Source organism: Aurantimonas sp. 22II-16-19i (assembly GCF_002088275.1).
In the GTDB taxonomy this organism is placed as follows: Bacteria; Pseudomonadota; Alphaproteobacteria; order Rhizobiales; family Rhizobiaceae; genus Jiella.
Genome location: NZ_AQQS01000001.1, coordinates 305,295 through 324,245, shown reverse-complemented (window position 1 = coordinate 324,245; position 18,951 = coordinate 305,295). Strand labels below are relative to the sequence as shown.

The 18,951-nt window shown below is 68.3% G+C and carries 23 protein-coding genes; 14 read left to right on the top strand and 9 right to left on the bottom strand.

Going from position 1 to position 18,951, the window contains the following annotated elements:
- Nucleotides 1-53: 53 nt before the first annotated feature.
- From ATO4_RS01525 to ATO4_RS01515, 3 genes are all read left to right on the top strand, one after another.
- Nucleotides 54-1,709: an acyl-CoA dehydrogenase family protein gene (locus ATO4_RS01525; RefSeq protein ID WP_245308507.1), complete on the top strand. Its 1,656-nt coding sequence runs from the start codon at nt 54-56 to the stop codon at nt 1,707-1,709.
- Between the two features lie 136 nt (nt 1,710-1,845).
- Complete coding sequence (locus ATO4_RS01520) at nt 1,846-2,400, top strand: hypothetical protein (RefSeq protein ID WP_083589609.1); 555 nt, start codon at nt 1,846-1,848, stop codon at nt 2,398-2,400.
- Complete coding sequence (locus tag ATO4_RS01515; protein ID WP_083589608.1) at nt 2,400-2,708, top strand: DUF6105 family protein; 309 nt, start codon at nt 2,400-2,402, stop codon at nt 2,706-2,708. The genes ATO4_RS01520 and ATO4_RS01515 overlap by 1 nt, the downstream gene beginning before the upstream one ends.
- A gap of 48 nt (nt 2,709-2,756) precedes the next feature.
- Here the strand turns inward: ATO4_RS01515 and ATO4_RS01510 are convergent, their stop codons facing one another.
- The 4 genes from ATO4_RS01510 to ATO4_RS01495 form a co-directional block, all read right to left on the bottom strand.
- Entirely contained in the window at nt 2,757-3,362 is a 606-nt protein-coding gene (locus ATO4_RS01510; RefSeq protein ID WP_083589607.1) for a TIGR00730 family Rossman fold protein, read from the bottom strand.
- Nucleotides 3,363-3,429: 67 nt separating this feature from the next.
- The gene (locus ATO4_RS01505; protein WP_083589606.1) at nt 3,430-4,041 is read right to left on the bottom strand and encodes a histidine phosphatase family protein; all 612 of its coding nucleotides are present in this window, start codon (nt 4,039-4,041) and stop codon (nt 3,430-3,432) included.
- Between the two features lie 120 nt (nt 4,042-4,161).
- Nucleotides 4,162-4,983 (bottom strand): enoyl-ACP reductase FabI, encoded by an 822-nt coding sequence (gene fabI, locus ATO4_RS01500; RefSeq protein WP_083589605.1) that lies wholly within the window; start codon nt 4,981-4,983, stop codon nt 4,162-4,164.
- A 140-nt stretch (nt 4,984-5,123) separates the two neighbouring features.
- A complete protein-coding gene (locus ATO4_RS01495) occupies nt 5,124-6,083 on the bottom strand; it encodes a DnaJ C-terminal domain-containing protein (RefSeq protein ID WP_083589604.1) in 960 nt (319 codons plus the stop codon).
- A 19-nt stretch (nt 6,084-6,102) separates the two neighbouring features.
- Here ATO4_RS01495 and ATO4_RS01490 point away from each other — a divergent pair, with 19 nt between their 5' ends.
- The gene (locus ATO4_RS01490; protein ID WP_083589603.1) at nt 6,103-6,384 is read left to right on the top strand and encodes a hypothetical protein; all 282 of its coding nucleotides are present in this window, start codon (nt 6,103-6,105) and stop codon (nt 6,382-6,384) included.
- Here ATO4_RS01490 and ATO4_RS01485 read toward each other — a convergent pair.
- Nucleotides 6,371-6,802: an RT0821/Lpp0805 family surface protein gene (locus ATO4_RS01485; protein WP_176222816.1), complete on the bottom strand. Its 432-nt coding sequence runs from the start codon at nt 6,800-6,802 to the stop codon at nt 6,371-6,373. The genes ATO4_RS01490 and ATO4_RS01485 overlap by 14 nt on opposite strands.
- Nucleotides 6,803-6,868: 66 nt before the next feature.
- Here ATO4_RS01485 and pdxH point away from each other — a divergent pair, with 66 nt between their 5' ends.
- From pdxH to ATO4_RS26805, 9 genes are all read left to right on the top strand, one after another.
- A complete protein-coding gene (pdxH, locus tag ATO4_RS01480) occupies nt 6,869-7,489 on the top strand; it encodes a pyridoxamine 5'-phosphate oxidase (RefSeq protein WP_083589601.1) in 621 nt (206 codons plus the stop codon).
- 103 nt (nt 7,490-7,592) lie between these two features.
- The gene (locus ATO4_RS01475; protein WP_083589600.1) at nt 7,593-7,817 is read left to right on the top strand and encodes an aa3-type cytochrome c oxidase subunit IV; all 225 of its coding nucleotides are present in this window, start codon (nt 7,593-7,595) and stop codon (nt 7,815-7,817) included.
- An 83-nt stretch (nt 7,818-7,900) separates the two neighbouring features.
- Nucleotides 7,901-9,133: a Re/Si-specific NAD(P)(+) transhydrogenase subunit alpha gene (locus tag ATO4_RS01470; RefSeq protein ID WP_083589599.1), complete on the top strand. Its 1,233-nt coding sequence runs from the start codon at nt 7,901-7,903 to the stop codon at nt 9,131-9,133.
- On the top strand, nt 9,133-9,555 hold the full coding sequence (locus ATO4_RS01465; RefSeq protein ID WP_083589598.1) for a proton-translocating transhydrogenase family protein: 423 nt from the start codon (nt 9,133-9,135) through the stop codon (nt 9,553-9,555). Before ATO4_RS01470 ends, ATO4_RS01465 begins: the two co-directional genes overlap by 1 nt.
- Before the next feature lie 13 nt (nt 9,556-9,568).
- A complete protein-coding gene (locus ATO4_RS01460; RefSeq protein ID WP_083589597.1) occupies nt 9,569-10,969 on the top strand; it encodes an NAD(P)(+) transhydrogenase (Re/Si-specific) subunit beta in 1,401 nt (466 codons plus the stop codon).
- A gap of 212 nt (nt 10,970-11,181) precedes the next feature.
- The gene (locus tag ATO4_RS01455) at nt 11,182-12,168 is read left to right on the top strand and encodes an RluA family pseudouridine synthase (RefSeq protein WP_083589834.1); all 987 of its coding nucleotides are present in this window, start codon (nt 11,182-11,184) and stop codon (nt 12,166-12,168) included.
- 7 nt (nt 12,169-12,175) lie between these two features.
- Nucleotides 12,176-12,841: an HAD-IA family hydrolase gene (locus ATO4_RS01450; protein WP_083589596.1), complete on the top strand. Its 666-nt coding sequence runs from the start codon at nt 12,176-12,178 to the stop codon at nt 12,839-12,841.
- Between the two features lie 79 nt (nt 12,842-12,920).
- Nucleotides 12,921-13,670 (top strand): ATP12 family protein, encoded by a 750-nt coding sequence (locus ATO4_RS01445; RefSeq protein ID WP_083589595.1) that lies wholly within the window; start codon nt 12,921-12,923, stop codon nt 13,668-13,670.
- A gap of 198 nt (nt 13,671-13,868) precedes the next feature.
- Nucleotides 13,869-14,453, top strand: a complete 585-nt coding sequence (locus ATO4_RS26805; RefSeq protein WP_139802185.1) for a hypothetical protein — start codon at nt 13,869-13,871, stop codon at nt 14,451-14,453.
- Nucleotides 14,454-14,523: 70 nt separating this feature from the next.
- Here ATO4_RS26805 and ATO4_RS01430 read toward each other — a convergent pair whose 3' ends face one another.
- The 4 genes from ATO4_RS01430 to ATO4_RS01415 all read right to left on the bottom strand — a co-directional run bounded on the left by ATO4_RS01430 (nt 14,524) and on the right by ATO4_RS01415 (nt 17,871).
- Nucleotides 14,524-15,495, bottom strand: a complete 972-nt coding sequence (locus tag ATO4_RS01430) for a diguanylate cyclase (protein WP_139802184.1) — start codon at nt 15,493-15,495, stop codon at nt 14,524-14,526.
- A gap of 122 nt (nt 15,496-15,617) precedes the next feature.
- Nucleotides 15,618-16,400: a molybdopterin-binding protein gene (locus tag ATO4_RS01425; RefSeq protein WP_083589592.1), complete on the bottom strand. Its 783-nt coding sequence runs from the start codon at nt 16,398-16,400 to the stop codon at nt 15,618-15,620.
- The gene (locus tag ATO4_RS01420; protein ID WP_083589591.1) at nt 16,397-17,296 is read right to left on the bottom strand and encodes a cytochrome b/b6 domain-containing protein; all 900 of its coding nucleotides are present in this window, start codon (nt 17,294-17,296) and stop codon (nt 16,397-16,399) included. The genes ATO4_RS01425 and ATO4_RS01420 overlap by 4 nt, the downstream gene beginning before the upstream one ends.
- A 128-nt stretch (nt 17,297-17,424) precedes the next feature.
- Nucleotides 17,425-17,871 carry a YaiI/YqxD family protein gene (locus ATO4_RS01415; RefSeq protein ID WP_083589590.1) on the bottom strand — a complete coding sequence of 149 codons (447 nt, stop codon included), beginning with the start codon at nt 17,869-17,871 and terminating at the stop codon, nt 17,425-17,427.
- Nucleotides 17,872-17,948: 77 nt separating this feature from the next.
- Here ATO4_RS01415 and ATO4_RS01410 point away from each other — a divergent pair, with 77 nt between their 5' ends.
- On the top strand, nt 17,949-18,908 hold the full coding sequence (locus ATO4_RS01410) for a DMT family transporter (protein ID WP_083589589.1): 960 nt from the start codon (nt 17,949-17,951) through the stop codon (nt 18,906-18,908).
- Nucleotides 18,909-18,951 lie beyond the last annotated feature (43 nt).

Genomic DNA, 18,951 nt, shown 5'->3' with positions numbered 1-18,951 from the left:
TCGAAACCGCGGCAACAACGCGCCGCCGCAATTGCATGACGAGGCAGCGAGACATGGATGCGAACCACGTCGCCACCCACGCGGTGTTCAACCAGTCCTCAGACTATGCCGGCTTCAACGCCTACCGCTCCGATCCGCTGCTGAAGCTCCTGACGGCGTCGTTCCCGGCCGACGTGATCGTCTCCCTCGACCAGCACGGCCGGTTCTGCGGCTCGCACGAGGCCCACGACCTCGCCCGGCTCGCCAATTCGGAAAAGCCGGCGCTGCGGCGCTTCGACGAGAAGGGTCACCGGCTGGAGATGGTCGACTTCCATCCCGCCTATCACGCGCTGATGCGCCGCTCGATCGCCGAAGGTCTCACGGCCTCGATCTGGCAGGGGCCGGACGGCGAGGCGGGGATCCGCCACCAGGCGAGGGCGGCGCGATTCGTCATGACCGCCGGCGTCGAATGCGGCCATCTCTGCCCCGTCACCATGACGTCCGCGGCGCTCGCGGCGCTCGCCGCGGCGCCGGCGCTGAAGGCGGCCTGGCTGCCGCTGATCGCCTCGCGGCAATACGATCCCGGCGTCAAGCCGCCGCTGGAGAAGGCCGGCCTCACCCTCGGCATGGGCATGACCGAGAAGCAGGGCGGCACCGACGTGCGGGCCAACACGACATGGGCCGAGCCGCTCGGCGACGGGCGCTACGCCATCACCGGCCACAAATGGTTCCTGTCGGCGCCGATGTGCGACGGCTTCCTGGTGCTCGCCAACACCGACGCCGGGCCGACCTGCTTCCTGATGCCGCGCCGGCGCCCCGACGGCTCGCTCAACGGCCTCTATTTCCAGCGCCTGAAGGACAAGCTCGGCAACCGCTCGAACGCCTCCTCCGAAGTCGAATTCGTCGCGGCGGAGGCGATGCTCGTCGGCGAGGAGGGGCGGGGGGTCGCCACCATCCTCGACATGGTCACCTTGACGCGCGTCGACTGCGCGCTGGCCTCCGCCGGGCTGATGCACGGGGCATTGCGCGAAGCCGTCCATCATTGCCGCGAGCGCCAGGTCTTCGGAAAGTTCCTGATCGACCAGCCGCAGATGATCCGCGTCCTCGGCGACCTCGCCCTCGATTCGACGGCGGCGACGGCGCTCGCCTTCCGTCTCGCCGAGACGCTCGACCGGCGGGACAATGACGACAGCGATGGCGAGGCAAGGGCCTGGGCGCGGGTGATGACGCCGGTGACGAAATACTGGGTCTGCAAGCTGGCGCCGGCCTTCGCCTACGAGGCGATGGAGTGCCTCGGCGGCAACGGCTATGTCGAGGACGGGCGGCTGGCGCGGGCCTACCGGGAGGCGCCGGTCAACGCGATCTGGGAGGGCTCCGGCAATGTCGTCGCCCTCGACCTGTTGCGGGTGCTGAAGCGCGATCCCGACGCCTTCGAGACGGTGATCGCGACGATCGAGGCGGATCTCGGCGAGATGGCCGGGCGCACGCCGGACGTCCTGCGCGCCGCCGTCGCCATGGTGGTGTCGGACGAGGGCGCCTGCCGGCTGCTCGCCGAGCAGATGGCGCTGGCCGCCGCCGCCGGGACGCTCAGGCGGCTCGGCCTCGGGCCGATCGCCGCCGCCTTCGCCGAGACGCGGCTCGGCGGCGTCTTCAGCCACACCTACGGGGTGGTGGATCTGCGGCACGACCTGCGGGCGATCATCGACGATCTCTATCCGCCCCTGCGCTGAGGCGGCGCAGCGGGTCGCCGCGAAGGCCTGCGAGGGCGGGGCCGTTAAGCATGTCGGGCGGAATGAGTTGCCGGCAGCAAACCAAAGGGCGAGACTTGCGTTAACCGATTGGTAACCACGCTGACGGAGCACTTCGGTGACGCAACGGATCGCTTCCGTATTCGCCCTTTCCGGCTGGGCCGGCTTCTGCGCCGTCTCCGCCGTGCGCTGCGCCCATGAGGCGGGCCTGTCGCAGGTTCTGTTCGGATCGTTCGGCGCCGACCTCCTGGCCGGCGCGCAGTTTCCCGTGCTCGGCGTCCCGCAGCAGGACCTCGTCGGCCTTGCGGCCGTGCTGCTCGCCCTCGCCATCGCTTTCGCGGTCAGCATCGCGGGCGTGCTGCAGCTGGTGAGTGTCCAAGAGCGCATCGCCGAGCCCTTCGCGGCGGCGACCTTCTCGGCGCTGTTCGGGTTCTATGCCGCGCTGGCGCTCTCGGGATCGCCGGCGGCCGCGATGTTCGGCGAGGGGCCGCTGGTGACCCTGTTCATCGCCCTCGGCTTCGTGGCGCTCCTCTTCGACCACATCATCGCCGACCGGGAAGATCCTGAGGGCGACGCCACCTTCGAGGCGGTGATGGCGCATCTGGAAGAAGCCAAGCGGGCGGCGATCCTGGAACGCAACCGCCGCGACGGCAACGATCCCGACAACCGCTGATGCGCGCGCTGCTGATCCTCTGGTTCACGCCACTCGTCGCCGCCTTCGGCTGGTACTTCCTGTCGCTGGCCGATGTCGGCCGGACCTTCGGGGGCGTCTATCTCTCGCGGGATCTGAACGAAGGCGTCTTCCTGGTCTATGGCGAGTTGCTTGGCGTCGAGCCGGACAGGCTGCCGGCGATGCTGGCGGCCGGCATCGGGCTCGACACGGCCCTCGTCACAGGAATCGTCGCGTTCCGGCGGCGCAGGCGGATCGCCGCCTGGTGGGCTGGCCGTGCAGTGGAGCGGCACAGCGTCCAGGGTCGCTGACCTCCGGACCCCGCTAGCGCGACCGAGGCTCCCCGCCGTCCGGGGCCATCACATCCGTTCGATGATCTCTTCGCGGCCCTCGCCGCCGTCGCTGAGGCCGTGCTTCATCAGCGTCGGAACGATGTCCTCGACGCGGTCGATCACCAGCGGCTTCAGCTTGTCGGCCGAATGCAGGAAGCCTTCCTCCCGCATGTGTTCGAACAGCCGGGCGAGGGGGTTCCAGAACCCGTCGACATTGGCGATCACCACCGGCTTCTCGTGCCGGCCGAGCTGGCTCCAGGTCATGATCTCGACCAGCTCCTCCAGCGTGCCGATGCCGCCGGGCAGGGCCACGAAGGCGTCGGAGCGCTGGAACATGATGTGCTTGCGCTCGTGCATGTCCTCGGTGACGATCAGCTCGTCGAGCCGCTGCAGCTCGCGCTCGGTCGCCTCCATGTCGATGAGGAACCGCGGGATGATGCCGGTGACCTTGCCGCCGGCGGCCAGCACCGCGTCGGAGACGGCGCCCATGATGCCGCGAGTGCCGCCGCCATAGACGAGCTCGAGGCCGGCCCGCCCCATGCCGGCGCCGAGGCTCTCCGCGGCGGCGATGTAGGAGGGGCTGTTGCCGGCGGAGGAGCCGCAATAGACGCAGACGGATCGAATCGTGTTCATGGCATCAAGGGTCCGACGGCGGGAGGGAGAAATCAAGCGTCGCGGCCAGGCCGGGCGGCAGCCGGGGTCACACCCAGGCGGCGCGGCCGTTCGCGACATGCAGGATCTGGTCCTGCGGGATGTCGATGCGCGCCGCTTCCTGGCCGTCGAGACCGGTGTAGAGCGCCAGGAACGAGCGGGTGATGCCGCCATGGGCGACGAGGATCGTCGGGCGCTCGATGGCCTCGAAGACCGGCCGGGCCCGCTCGGCGAGCATGGCGTAGGATTCCGCCGTCTCGCCGGGCGGCACGAAGCCCCACTTGTCCTTCTTGCGGCGCCTGATGCCCTCGGCGTCGAATTCGGCGATCTCCTCCATGGTCGCGCCGCCCCAGCCGCCGAAGTCGAGCTCGACGAGGCGCTCGTCGGTGGGGAAGTCGTCCGGGTCGAGGCCGAGTTCGGAGCGGATGATCCGCATCGTCTCGGAGGCCCGGCCGAGCGGGCTGGCGAGGAAGGCGAAGTCCCCGGCCCGATCGCCCAGCACCGCATGGAGATGGCGTCCGTTGCGCCGGGCCTGCGCGCGTCCGGTGTCGTTCAGCGGAACCTCGACCTGGCCCTGCAGCCGGCCCTCGGCGTTCCAGTCGGTCTGGCCGTGCCGGCAGATGAAGAGTTCCGGCTTGGCGAGCAGCAGTTCCTGGTTCATCCTCGGCTCATCCCGCGCTGGCATGACCGCATCGCAGGGCCCGGACAGGGCAGCCGCGACCGACCGATTGCCGGTTCAATCCATGGAAAAGGCGGGGCGAAGCCCCTCGTTCATGCGCAGTCAGTCGTCCTTGACGACCGAGATGTCGGGTGCGTCGACGGCCTTCATGCCGACCGTGTGGTAGCCGCAATCGACGTGGTGGACCTCGCCGGTGACGCCGCGCGACATGTCGGACAGGAGGTAGAGCGCCGACTGGCCGACCTCGTCGATGGTCACCGTGCGCTTCAGGGGCGCGTTGTACTCGTTCCACTTCAAAATGTAGCGGAAGTCGCCGATGCCGGAGGCCGCCAGCGTCTTGATCGGCCCGGCGGAGATGGCGTTGACGCGGATCGCCTTTTTGCCGAGGTCGACCGCGAGATAGCGCACCGAGGCCTCCAGTGCGGCCTTGGCGACGCCCATGACGTTGTAGTGCGGCATCACCTTCTCGGCGCCGTAATAGGTCAGCGTCAGGATCGAACCGCCACCGCCCATGAGCTTCTCGGCCCGCGCGGTGATCGAGGTCAGCGAATAGACCGAGACGTCCATGGTCTTGCGGAAGTTTTCCCGGCTCGTCTCGACGTAGCGGCCGGTGAGCTCGTCCTTGTCGGAGAAGGCGATGGCGTGGACGACGAAGTCCAGCTTGCCCCACCGCGCCTCGACCTCGGCGAACACCGCGTCGACGGTGGCATCGTCGGTGACGTCGCAATGGCCGGCGAGGAAGGCGCCGAGTTCGTCGGCGAGCGGCGCGACGCGCTTCTTCAGGGCGTCGCCCTGGTAGGTCAGCGCCAGATCGGCACCGGCGTCGGCGAGAGCCTTGGCGATGCCCCACGCGATCGAACGGTTGTTGGCAACCCCCATCACGAGGCCGCGCTTGCCTTCCATCAGACCGTTCGATGCAGCCATGGCGCGCTATCCTCCAGTGGGTCCTTGCCGAAATCGTCTTGCGGCGGCGGTATGGCACAGAGGTGAGGGGGCTTCAAGCACGCCGGGGCTTCCCGGGTCGGCATCCCCCGGGGAGTGCGCTCGGGCCGCGGCAGGCCCGCTCAGCCCGCCGCCGGCTCCCTCGAGCGCTCGCGCATCAGTGCCTCGAGCTCGCGGTCGCCCTGCGGCAGCTGGATCTCCGCCTTGACGTAGAGATCGCCCCGGCCGCCCTCCTTCGTCGTGAGGCCCTTGCCCTTGAACCGGAAGGTCTTGCCGGAATTCGTCCAGGCCGGAACGTTGAGTGCCACCCGGCCGTCCAGCGTCTCGACCTCGAGCCGGCCGCCGAGGACCGCGGTGCGAAGCGGCACGTCGACGCTGCAGCGCAGGTCCCGCCCCTCGATCTTGAAGCGGCCATGCGGCGCGATGCGGATGGTGATCAGCGCGTCGCCCGGGCTGTCCCCCAGTCCCGGGGAGGCCTGGCCCTGGCCGCGCAGCCGAATCGTCTGGCCGTCCTCGACGCCCATCGGCAGGCGGATGGCGAGCTTCTTGCCGGAGGCGAAGGCGACCTCGACCTTTTCGTTCGAGACGATGTCGTCGAGCCCGATGGTCAGCTCGGCGGTGATGTCGGCGCCCTTCGAGGCGCCGCTGCGGGCGCCGGAAAAGCCGCCCTTCGCCGACGGGCGCTTGGCGCCGGCGCCGCCGAAGGCCCCTTCGAACAGGCTGGAGAAGATGCTGTCGGCGTCGAAGTCCTCGGCCTTGGTGGAGGAGCGATACTCGAAGCCGCCCGGCCGCGACCTGCCGCCGGCGAACGGTCCGCCGGCACCGAACGGATCTGCGCCGGCAAAGCCCTGGAACTTCGGCTTGCCGTCGGCGTCGATCTCGCCCCGGTCGAACTGGGCGCGCTTTTCCTTGTCGCCGATGATCTCATAGGCCTGGTTGGCCTCGTTGAAGCGGGTGGCGGCAGTCGGATCGTTGGAGTTGGCGTCCGGATGATACTTCTTCGCCAGCTTGCGAAAGGCCGATTTGATCTCCTTTTCGCTCGCCGACTTCGCGACGCCGAGCACGGCGTAGGGATCGCGCATAGGCTGTCAGTTCCTTCAGATGGGCATGAATGGCGGGGACGGCGCGTCCGGCACCGTCGCAATCGCCTCCTATATGACGACTGGGGCGGGCAAATTGAAGATCGTCCCGACGCAGCTTCGTCATTCCGGCAGCTTTTTGGTGGAAGCCGGCGCTGTTCCGGCCACGGCGATCGTGTCGGCGCAGCGGGCGCTCCGCGCGTCCGGTGGTCTCGCGCAGTCGCTGGGGTTGCGGGGATTGCGGGTCATGGACCCGGCGAATCGGGCGGGTCGGCAGCGCTCCCGGGTCTTCAGCGCTTGGTGAATTCGATCAGCGCCCATTCCCCGGCTCCGACCGCGCAGGCCCGGCCCTGGTAGAGCGCGATCCCGTCGAAGCGCTGGCGGGACGTCTCGAAGGAGCGGCAGATGTTGTCGCCCTGGCGCTCCTGGCTGAGCGTGGTGATGACGCCGCTCGAACCGGTTTCGGGATTGGACCAGGCGTAGCGACCGGCACCCTTGTCGGCGGCCGCGTCGATGTCCGCCGCGGAAACCGCGTTGCGGACGATCCGGCGGTCCGATACGACATCGATATCGCCTGCCGCAGGGTCCGGCGCCGGCTGCGGCGCGACCGACCCTGTGACGGTCGGATCGAGGAGGGTGTCCTCGACACTGGGCCCCGCGACGACACAGCCGCCGAGACCTGCCGTCAAAGCCAAGAGCCAAACCGTGTTGTATCGCAGCATCGATCTCATATTTCGTTCGGCCCGGCGAATCGTCGCCGCGCCGTGACCTCCGAGGCAGTATCACAGATGACCGAACAACCCTTAAGACTCGATGAAACCGCCGTCGGATCAGACCCCTTCGCCTTCTTCGACGGCTGGCTGCGGGAGGCCGCGGACAGCGAGCCGAACGACCCGAACGCGCTTTCGCTCGCCACCGTCGACACGGACGGCCTGCCGGACGTGCGCATGGTCCTGCTCAAGGGCGTCGACGCGCGGGGTTTTGCCTTCTACACCAACTTCGAGAGCGCCAAGGGCAGGCAGCTGCTGGCCACCCGCAAGGCGGCGATGTGCTTCCACTGGAAGAGCCGGCGCCGCCAGGTGCGCCTGCGCGGGCCCGTCGAGGTGGTCACCGAGGCCGAGGCCGACGCCTACTATGCCAGCCGTCCAAGGGTCAGCCGGCTCGGCGCCTGGGCCTCGCAGCAGTCGCGGCCGCTCGAGAGCCGGGCACAGCTCCAGGCGGAGGTCGATCGACTCGATGCGACATACGCCGAGGACGAGATCCCGCGTCCGCCCCACTGGTCCGGCTTCCGGCTGATGCCGCTGTCGATCGAGTTCTGGCAGGACGGCGCCTTCCGCCTGCACGATCGCATCGTCTTCACCCGCGATTCGCTCGACGCGCCTTGGGACATCGTCCGCCTCTACCCGTGAGGAACGGCGCCGGCGGCGCGCATCCGCCTCGTGCGCAGAGCGCGTTGCCAGCGGCGCGCGCTTTCGTGTATGTCCGGGGGATTGACAGGATGGGAGGGCTGCCATGGCCGGGGAATTGAAGATCGACACGACGAACGCCGCCGAGATGGACTATCCGGAGCACGAGAAGACCTACGCGCTCTTCGTCGGCATGTTCAAATGGGGCTCGGTCTTCCTGGTCGCGCTGCTCGTCGGGATGATGCTCGGCCTGATCATGGGCAGCGGCGTGATCACGTCGCTTCTCGGCTTCATCGTCGTTCTCGCCATCGGCTGGTTCGCCCTGCGCTGAGCCTCGTGCGGCCCGGCCCCGCGTCAGCGGGGCGACGCGGCCGGCACGGGAGCTCTTGAGCTGGCAGGGGGAGGGACAGCCACATGAAGATCTTCGTTCCGAAGGAGAGGACCGACGGCGAGACGCGCGTCGCAGCCTCCCCGGATAGCATCAAGAAACTGACCGGGCGGGGCGCCGAGATCGTCGTCGAGAGCGGCGCTGGCGCCGCGTCGCGGATCACCGACGCCGCCTTCGAGAGCGCCGGCGCGACGATCGGCAGCGCGGCCGATGCGGCGTCGGCCGACGTCGTCCTGAAGGTGCGCCGACCCGGCGACGAGGAGCTCTCGTCCTACCGGTCCGGCGCGATCGTCATCGCCATCATGGATCCCTATGGCGAGGAGGCGGCGCTCGGCAGGATGGCCGAGGCCGGCATCCTCGCCTTCGCCATGGAGCTGATGCCGCGCATCACCCGGGCCCAGGTGATGGACGTCTTGTCCTCCCAGGCCAATCTCGCCGGCTACCGCGCGGTGATCGACGCCTCCCACGAGTTCGACCGGGCGTTCCCGATGATGATGACCGCGGCGGGCACGGTTCCCGCCGCCCGGGTCTTCGTCATGGGCGTCGGCGTCGCCGGCCTCCAGGCGATCGCCACCGCCCGCCGCCTCGGCGCGGTGGTGACGGCGACCGACGTGCGGCCGGCCACCAAGGAACAGGTCGAATCCCTCGGCGCGAAGTTCGTCGCCGTCGAGGACGACGAGTTCAAGGCGGCCGAGACCGCCGGCGGCTACGCCAAGGAGATGTCGAAGGAGTATCAGGCCAAGCAGGCCGAGCTCGTCGCCGCCCACATCGCCAAGCAGGACATCGTCATCACCACGGCGCTGATCCCGGGCCGTCCGGCGCCGCGTCTCGTCTCCGCCGACATGGTGGCGTCGATGCGTCCCGGCTCGCTGCTGGTCGACCTCGCGGTCGAGCGCGGCGGCAATGTCGAGGGCTCGAAGGCCGGCGAGATCGTCGAGGCCGGGCCGGCGCGGATCATCGGCTATACCAACGTCTCGGGCCGGATCTCGGCCAGCGCGTCGCTGCTCTATGCCAAGAACCTGTCGGCCTTTCTCGAGACGATGCTCGACAAGGAGACCGGCGCGCTGGCGATCGACTTCGAGGACGAGCTGGTCAAGGCGACGCTGCTGACCCGGGACGGCAAGGTGGTGCATCCGCGATTCGCACCCGCCGGAGCCGAGGCTACGGCCGGGGCAGTCGCCGGGAGTGGCGCAGAGACCAAGGCCGCGCCGGACGCCGCTGCCGGAGCACAGGAACGAGCTGCCGGGGGAGGCAACTGATGGGCAACGACACCGCGCAGGACACGCTGCAACGGCTCAACGAGGCGGGCGCCGCGATCAGCCAGGCGCGCCAGGGCGTCGAGCGGATGATCGGCGAGGGGATGGGCGATGCCGTGGCCGTGGCCGCGCATACGGGGACGGACCCCTTCGTCTTCCACTTCGCGATCTTCATCCTGGCGATCTTCGTCGGCTACTACGTCGTCTGGCAGGTGACGCCGGCGCTGCACACGCCGCTGATGTCGGTCACCAACGCGATCTCCTCGGTCATCGTCGTCGGCGCCCTGCTCGCCGTCGGCCTGTCGGCCTCGGGGCTGGCCACCACCTTCGGCTTCATCGCGCTGATTCTCGCCTCGGTGAACATCTTCGGCGGCTTCCTGGTCACCCAGCGCATGCTGGCGATGTACAAGAAAAAGACGAAGTGAGGCGGTAGAGATCATGTCCGAATCCACCGCTGCGTTCCTGTATCTCGTCTCCGGCGTCCTGTTCATCCTGGCGCTCCGGGGCCTCTCCCATCCGACGACCAGCCGCCAGGGCAACGTCATGGGAATGGTCGGCATGGCGATCGCCGTCTTGACCACGCTGCTGCTTGCCGGCCCGTCCTTCGGCGGGCTCGCCCTCATCGTCGTCGGCATCGCCATCGGCGGCACCGCCGGCGCGGTCATCGCCCGGCGCATCGCCATGACGGCGATGCCGCAGCTCGTCGCCGCCTTCCATTCCCTCGTCGGCCTCGCCGCCGTGATGGTCGCGGCGGCCGCGCTCTATGCGCCGGAATCCATGGGCATCGGCGCCGTCGGCGCGATCCACGGCCAGGCGCTGGTGGAAATGTCGATCGGCGTCGCCATCGGCGCCATCACCTTCACCGGCTCGGTCATCGCCTTCCTCAAGCTCGACGGGCGGATGAGCGGCAAGCCGATCATGCTGCCGTCCCGCCACGCCATCAACATCGCTCTCGGCGTCCTGCTGGTGGTGCTGGTGGTCTGGTTCGCGGTCACCGAGAGCCACCTCGTCTTCTGGCTGATCGTCCTCGTCTCGCTCGCCCTCGGCGTCCTCCTGATCGTCCCCATCGGCGGGGCGGACATGCCGGTCGTCGTGTCGATGCTGAACTCCTATTCCGGCTGGGCGGCGGCGGGCATCGGCTTCACCCTGCAGAATCTGGCGCTGATCATCACCGGCGCTCTGGTCGGCTCGTCGGGCGCGATCCTCTCCTACATCATGTGCAAGGGGATGAACCGCTCCTTCGTCTCGGTCATCCTCGGCGGCTTTGGGGGCGATTCCGGCCCCGCCGGGGCGCAGGACATGGGCGACCGGACGATCAAGCAGGGCTCGGCCGACGACGCGGCGTATCTCATGAAGAACGCCTCGAAGGTGATCATCGTGCCGGGCTACGGCATGGCGGTCGCCCAGGCCCAGCATGCGCTGCGGGAGATGGCCGACAAGCTGAAGGAAGAGGGCGTCACGGTCAAATACGCCATCCATCCGGTGGCAGGCCGCATGCCCGGCCACATGAACGTGCTGCTCGCCGAGGCGAACGTTCCCTATGACGACGTCTTCGAACTCGACGACATCAATTCGGAATTCGCCCAGTCCGACGTCGCCTTCGTCATCGGCGCCAACGACGTGACCAATCCGGCGGCCCGCGACGACAAGACCTCGCCGATCTACGGCATGCCGATCCTCAATGTCGACCAGGCGCAGACCTGCCTGTTCATCAAGCGGTCGCTCGGCTCGGGCTATGCCGGCATCGACAACACCTTGTTCTACAAGGACAACACGATGATGCTTCTGGCCGACGCCAAGAAGATGGTCGAAGACATCGTCAAGGCGCTCGATCGCTGAACGAGACGCAACAGGACGAGACGGAAAGGGCGCCGGCGACGGCGCCCTTTCTGCATTTTGCCGCGCCCCGGTAAGGTCAAATCACGCCAATTCGCCGCCATTCATTGCCCATTGTCCCGGCTTTCATTAGGAGACGGGCTTGAGGACCGGCGAAGGGCGGCGCGCGATGCGCGTCGGCCCGGGCCGGCCGGATGAACGAGGCGTGCAAGAACATGGCGACGGTCGAGCAGAAACGGGTGGAGGCGGACGAGGCGGGGCTGCGGCTCGACCGCTGGTTCAAGCTTCACTATCCGGGCCTCGGCTTCGGCCACCTGCAGAAGCTCTTGCGCTCGGGGCAGATCCGCGTCGATGGCGGCCGGGCGAAATCCGACACCCGCGTCGAGCCCGGCCAGATGATCCGCGTCCCGCCGGTCGGCAGCGACGCCAAGAGCCTGGACACGCGGCCGCTCACCGCCAACACGATGAAGCACCGGGAGGACGCCGACGTCCTGTCGAAGATGCTGATCTACGAGGACGACAAGGTCTTCGTCTTCAACAAGCCGGCAGGCCTTGCGGTGCAGGGCGGCTCCGGCATCGTGCGCCACATGGACCAGATGCTCGAGGCCTGGCGCAACAAGAAGGGCGAGAAGCCCCGGCTCGTCCACCGCATCGACCGCGACACCACCGGCATCCTGGTTGTGGCGCGGACCCGGGGCGCCGCGATATCGCTCACCAAGGCGTTCCGCGAGCGCGATACGCAGAAGCACTACTGGGCCATCGTCAAGGGCGTGCCGGTGCCCCATGACGGGCGGATTTCGACCTATCTCGTCAAGGAGCAGACGCCGGACGGCGACCGGATGCGCGTCGGCAAGCATGGCGACGACGGGGCCGACCACGCCCTCAGCCACTACCGGGTGATCGACCAGCTGGCGCAGAACTTCGCCTGGCTGGAGATGCAGCCCCATACCGGGCGCACCCACCAGCTGCGCGTCCATGCCGCCCATATCGGCCACCCGATCCTCGGCGATCCGAAATATTTCGAGCACGACACCAACTGGGAGTTTCCCGGCGGCGTCCAGAAGCGGCTGCACCTGCATGCGCGGCGGATCGTGATCCCGCATCCGTCCGGCGGGGTGATCGACCAGGTCGCGCCGCTGCCGCCGCACATGGTGCAGACCTTCAACCTGTTCGGCTTCGACGAAGCCCAGCTCGGGGACTGAGCCCACCATGAAGGCCGTTCTCTTCGACTGCGACGGCACGATCGCCGACAGTGCCGGGCTGATCTGCAGGATCATGGAGCAGGCCTTCCGCCGCTTCGATCTGGAGCCGCCGGCGCCGGAGGCGACCCGGGCGATCATCGGGCTCTCCCTCGACAAGGCCGTGCATGCGCTGCGCCCGTCGCTGGACGAGGCGAGCGTCCGGGCCGTGGCGGAAGGCTACCGGATCGAATACCGCGCCGAGCGGGCGCGGGAGGATTTCACCGAGGCGCTGTTTCCCGGCATGGCCGAGCTGGTGCGGGAGCTCGCCGCGCGCGACGCCGTCTTCGTCGGCATGGTCACCGGCAAGTCCCGGCGGGGCGTCGCGGCGCTGACCGCCCATCATGGCCTGACCGACTGCTTCCATGCGGTGCGGACCGCCGACGACTGCCCGTCGAAGCCGCATCCGGCGATGGTCACCGAATGCTGCGCCGAATTCGGCATCCCGGCCGGGCATGCCGTCGTCGTCGGCGACACCACCTTCGACATGGAAATGGCGAAGGCGGCCGGGGCGCGGGCGATCGGCGTCGACTGGGGCAGCCATTCGGTGGCGCTGATGCGCGGCGCGGGGGCCGACGAGATCGCGTCCGACGTCGTCTCCCTGGCGCGCTCGCTCGACCGGTTCCTCGCCGCCTGACCGCTGCAACGCCGATAGGAAAGGGACGAGCCGCCGAGCGCGCCGCCTGTCCCGGATCTCTTCGAAAGAGGCTCTTTTCATGTCGAACAACCAGCCCTTCGCCCGCCCGGAGCTTCCCAAGCGCTTCTACCGGGAAGTCGCCGTCGCCGAGACCGCGGCCGGCCATGCCGTCCTGCTCGACGGGCGGCCGGTGAAGACGCCGGCGCGTCGGTCGCTCGCGGTGCCGGCGAGGGACGTCGCCGAGGCGATCGCCAGGGAGTGGGACGGGCAGAGCGAGCGCATCGATCCCGCGACCATGCCGGTGACGCGGCTCGTCAACACCATCCTCGACGGCGTCCTCGCCGATCCCGGGCCGGTGCGCGCCGAGATCGGCCGCTTCGCCGAGACCGACATGCTGTTCTACCGGGCGGATGCGCCGGAGCGGCTGGTGACGCGCCAGCGCGAGCTGTGGGATCCGCTCCTCGCCTGGGCCGAGGAGCGCCTGGGGGCGCGGTTCCTGCTCGCCGAGGGGGTGATGCACGTCGCCCAGCCGCAGGCGTCGCTGGCCGCGGTGAAGGCGCATCTGGAGCGTTTCGACGAAGGCTTCGGCGTCGCCGCGCTCCACCAGGTCACCACCCTGACCGGTTCGGCGCTGCTGGCGCTGGCCGTCGCCGATGGCCGGCTGCCCGCCGAGGAGGCCTGGGCGCTCGCCAATCTCGAGGAGGACTGGAACATCGAGCAGTGGGGCGCCGACGACGAGGCGATGGCGCTGCGCGAAAGGCGCCGGCAGGAGATGCAGGCGGCGACGCTGGTGCTGGCGGCGCATTCGCCGATGACGGAACAGACCTGAGGCGCGGCCGATTCGACCGCCGCTGGCAGACTGCAACGCCAAGCTGTTGCGAAAATCACGCGGTGACTGTCGAAAGGTCACCGATCTTCGCGTCACCGCAAGGATTTCTTAACTTTTCCGGCCCGCCACATTGCCGCAAACCGCGATCTCCCTCTACGCAGGACTGCATCCTGCAAGTCTTCGGAGGGAAATGCCGAAATGAGTTCGTTGAAATATTGCGTCATTGCCGTCGTGGTTCTGTTGGCCGGCTGCGCAAAACCGATCGTCGACGAGACGGGACCGCTGAACATCCAGCGCGTGACGGTGACGACCGCCCCGACGGTCAAGAGCGAGACCGAAATCGGCCCGCGGCTGCAGGCGGCGGTCAGCCAGAAGATCGTCGGCAAGGACCCGGCCGGCAAGCCGTCGACGGTGAACATCGAGATCCAGAGGGTCGCCTACAAGAATGCCGTCATGTCTGTCCTGGTCGGCAGCGCCAATACCCTCGGAACCGAAATCACCATCGCCGATCTTGCCGGCAATCCGCTGAAGACGCAGGCCTTCAACCAGGTGCAGGATGGCGCGATCAACGGGATCGTCGGCGCGGCGATCTCGCTGATGCAGGAAAAGGCGCTCGTCGACCAGCAGCTCATCGACGGCTACAGCGTCGATCTCGAGCGGAAGATCTACGGGCCGCCGGGCCATGTTCCGGCGGTGAAGGCGCAGCCTGCCGCCAAGCCCGCGACGGTGCCCGCGCCGCAAGGCGCTCCCGTGGCCGAGCCGCAGGCCATCCCGACGTCCTGAGGCGAGGGCGGCGAAAGACGCGGAGCCTCGCCTGACCTTGCAAGGGGAGGCAGGCGTCAGGCTTTGCGCGCTACGCCGCCAGCTTCTCCCGCCAGGCGTGGACGCGGGCCCGCCCGCCGTCCTTCGCCGCATAGAGCGCGGCGTCGGCGGCTGCCAGGAGCTCGATGGGGGTCTCCGGCCGGCATTGCTTGTCATAGGAGGCGACGCCGATGCTGAGCGTCAGATTGGCGCCCTTGCCCACTCCCGGATTGCGGATCTTCGCTTTCGCGACCGCCTTGGTGATGCGGCGGGCGACGACGAGCGCGCCCGCAAGGTCAGTTCGCGGCAGTATCACCGCGAATTCCTCGCCGCCGTAACGGGCGCAGACGTCGCAGTCGCGGCGGGTCTCGTTGGAGACGATCCTCGCGATCTGCTGGAGGCAGACGTCGCCGGCCAGATGCCCGAGGGTGTCGTTATAGGCCTTGAAGTGATCGATATCGATCATCAGCAAGGCGAGGTGCCGGTCGGTCGCCGTGGCGATCCGCCATTCGCCGACGAGGTATTCGTCGAACAGCCGGCGATTGGGAATTCCCGTCAGGGAATCCTGCCTTGCGAGGACCTCCAGCTTGTCCTGGGCCTCCTTCTGGACGGTGATGTCGCGCAGCGTCTCGACCACCGCGATCAGTCGGCCTGCCTCGTCATGGATCGGCCCGGCGTCGATGGCGAGGTAGCGCAGGCCGCCGGCGGTCGGCAGATGGCACCAGTTCTCCGCGGAATAGATCCCGCGATCGGGCTCGGTCGAGCAGTCGACCATGTAGAGGTCGCCGATCTCTTCGGCGGCGTTGCGGATCACCAGATCCGCCAGGCAGGCGCGCTGTTCGGTGTAGAAGCCCTTCCAGTGGTCCCTGGTGCCGATGACGTCGCGGGCTTCGATCCCGGTCAGCCGCTCGCAGGATCGGTTCCAGATCAGGACGTGCCCGGTTTCGTCGAGGACGAAGGTCGGCACGACCAGATGCTCCATGAGACGGATTGCGAAGTCCCGGTGCTGTTTCGTCGCCTTCATCCGAAACGATCTCCCATTTCGTTCCGATCAGCAAAGCAGACGTTCCATAAAAAATACTTAACCCAATGTTCAAATTCCATTTGACCAGCAATGTGCCGCGATGAAAAGCGGCGAACGCACGGTCAGATTCCCGCGAACCACTCGTATCCGCGGTCTTCCCAGTATCCGCCATTTCCCTCGCCAAAGGTGGTAAGGTGGCTGGCTACAGTAATCGACCGGATATATTTTGCCATTTTGTATCCCAACTGCCGCTCGATCCTGACACGCAGCGGCGCTCCGTTGGCAACCGGCAGGGCTTGCCCGTTCAGGCCATAGGCGAGGATCGTCTGGGGGTGCCGGGCGTCTTGGAGGTCGATCGATTCGTAGTAGCGGATCGGGCCGGCCAAACCGTTCTCCATCGTATCGAAGCATTCGAAGACGACGAAGCGGGCGTCGGGCCGGACCCCGGCCTGATCGAGGACCATGGCGAGCGGCACGCCCGTCCATTTGGCGATGCAGCTCCAGCCCTCGACGCAGTCGTGGCGGGTGATCTGCGTTCTGGACGGCATGGCGCGGAGCTCGTCGAGGCCGAACTCCCGCGGGGTCTCGACGAGGCCGCCGATCGTCAGGCGAAAGGCGCGGAAGTCGTCGGCCGCCAGCTGCAGGTAGCCGGCGTCGCGGGGGTTGGTGGTGCCGTTCGGGCGCTGCGGCTGGCGGATCTCGCTCTCGGCATATTCCCTTGCGAGGTCGTCGCTGGAGAGCAGCATGCGCTGGACGCGGTAGGTGAGGGAATTGGCGGTCTCGAGGACGCCCCGGACCGCCGACTGGCGATCGCCGAGGGAATCGAAGCAGCCGGCGAGCGGCGCCGTCGCGGCGACGGTGGCGCCGGTGAGGAACCGCCGGCGCGAGAGGGTGAGGCGGGTCATCGGCGCTTCTCCGGTTGGGTGCGGTACCAGCCGGTGATCATCGAGCGCAGTTCGTTGAACGGCCCGGCGAGGACCACCATCAGGACATGGACGAGGAAGAACAGGACGAGCGCCAGCATGAGCCCGAAGTGGATGGTGCGCGCCGTCTGCCGGCCGCCGAATAGGTCGAGCAGGAACGGCAGGTCCGCCACGACCCCCGGCGACATGGTGAGGCCGGTGAGGACGATCAGCGGCAGGGCGATGAACAGGACAAACGCATAGGAGAGCTTCTGCAGGACGTTGTAGCTGCGGCCATGATGGAAGCGCAGGCGCAGATGGTCGGCGGCGTCGCGGGGCAGTCGCTTCAGGTCGCGGAGCGTCGGGACGAGTTCGCGCAGATGGCCGTTGAGCAGGCTGGCGAACAGCCAGACGAAAAGCGTTGCGACGAGCACCCAGGCGAAGAAGAAGTGGACGACGCGGCCGGTGGCAAGGTCCCGGTAGCCGGGAATGGTCAGCCAGCCGGGGAAGGTCTTGGCCGCCATCTGGCCGCCCTGCGGCACGAGGCCGAGCCAGCCGGTCGTGTCGAAGGCGTGGCCGAAGACCGTCGTCACGCCGCGCGCCTCGCCGCCGACCTGGCGGGCGCCGATCGACAGGATGGTGTTGTCGAAGCCGAAGCCGGACTGCTGGCCGATGTAGAGATCGGGCCGCGCCATGAAGATCTGCAGGCCGGACAACAGCATGAAGAACAGGCAGACGGCCCAGATCCAGTGGGTGAGCCGCGTGGCGAGCCTCTGGCGATAGACGAGGGACCTGCCCGCGTCGTGGTCCTCGGGCCGGGCGGCGGCGCTGGCCGCGGACGGGCCTTTCGCGACTGCCTCTTCCGGCTCTTCTGCAAGATCGACCTTGGTCGCCGCCATGGGGATGCTCCGTTTGCGATCTCGCGCCCCGGGGAGGCGGGAGCTGCGACGTCGAGCAACACTTCGCCGCGGGCGCCGCAACGTTTCAACCGCCTCGCCCGATCGTGATCAGGCGCCCGAACGGTTCGTCAGCGGCTGATCCGCGCCAGCATGCGGTCGAGGGCCTGCAGGAAGCGCGAGCGGTCCGCCGCCGTGAAGCTGGCATTGTAGCCCTTCGATTCGCCGGTTTCCCTCAGATGCTGCTTGAAGGCGCGCATGGACAGGGCCGTCCCGATGGTCTCGGCCGTGAACTCGCGGCCGGTCGGCCCGAGCACCGCGGCGCCCGCCTCCAGCGCGCGGGCGGCGAGGGGAATGTCGGCGGTGACGACGACGTCCGCCTCGCCGCAATTGTCGACGATCCAGTCGTCGGCGGCGTCCGCCCCTTCCGGCACGACGACGATTCGCGCGTCGGGAAACCGCGACGGCCGCATGCCGCCATTGGAGACGAGCACGGCGTCGGCGCCCCGGCGCATCGCCACCTCGATCGCCTCGTCCTTCACCGGGCAGGCATCCGCGTCGACATAGACGGTGGTCATGGCTCTCTCTCTATGTTCGTTCGCTGGCCCGCCGCACCAGTGGTGGCGGGGCTCGGCGCGGCATGTCATGAAGCCCCATGGCCGAGATGACACAATCCTACGACAATACGCCCGCCGAGACGCTGAAGGGCATGGCGATCATGATCGCCGCCGCCGCCTTCATTCCGCTTCTCGACGTGTTCGGCAAGATGTTGGTGACCACCCACGCGATGTCGCCGGGCGAGGTGGGCATGGGGCGCCTCTTGATCCAGGCGGCGCTGACATTGCCGATCGTCCTCATGACCGAGGGGATCATGGGGCTGAAGACGACGCGGCCCTGGCTCAACGTCCTGCGCGGGCTGCTGCTCGCCGTCGGGACCCTGAGCTTCTTCGGGGCGCTCCGCCTGATGCCGCTCGCCGACGCCACGGCGGTGTTCCTGGTCGAGCCGCTCATCGTCACGCTGCTCTCGGCGCTGTTCCTGAAGGAGACGATCGGCTGGCGGCGGATCGTGGCGGTCGCCGTCGGCTTTCTGGGAGCGATGATCATCATCCGGCCGAGCTACGCGGTCTTCGGTCTCGCCGCGCTGCTGCCGCTGACGGCAGCCTTCGCCGTCGCGCTCTACCTGATCCTCAGCCGGAAGGTGTCGCGGGGCACCAGTCCGCTGGCGATGATGGTCTATGCCGGGCTCGTCGGCGGGCTGGCGCTGGCCGCCGCACTGGCGGCGGCGCAGGGCAGCGGCATCGACGAGCTCAGCTTCGCCTGGCCGCAGTCGGCGACGGCCTGGTGGCTGCTGGCGATGGCGGGGCTCGTCGGAACCGTCGGGCACCTCCTGTTCATCCTCGCCTACCGGCTGGCGCCGGCCTCGGTGCTGGCGCCACTCGGCTATGTCGAGATGCTGACGGCGATCGGCTTCGGCTACCTGTTCTTCGGCGACCTGCCGGATCTCGCCAAGTGGATCGGCATGGCGATCATCGTCGGCTCCGGGCTCTTCGTGGTCTGGCGCGAGCGCCAGTCGGCGCCCGGGGCGGCGCCGGGCCGGGTGCCGCCGCCGCATTGATCGCGGATTCGCCCGCCACACCGCCAGCGCTAGTATCCCCGTG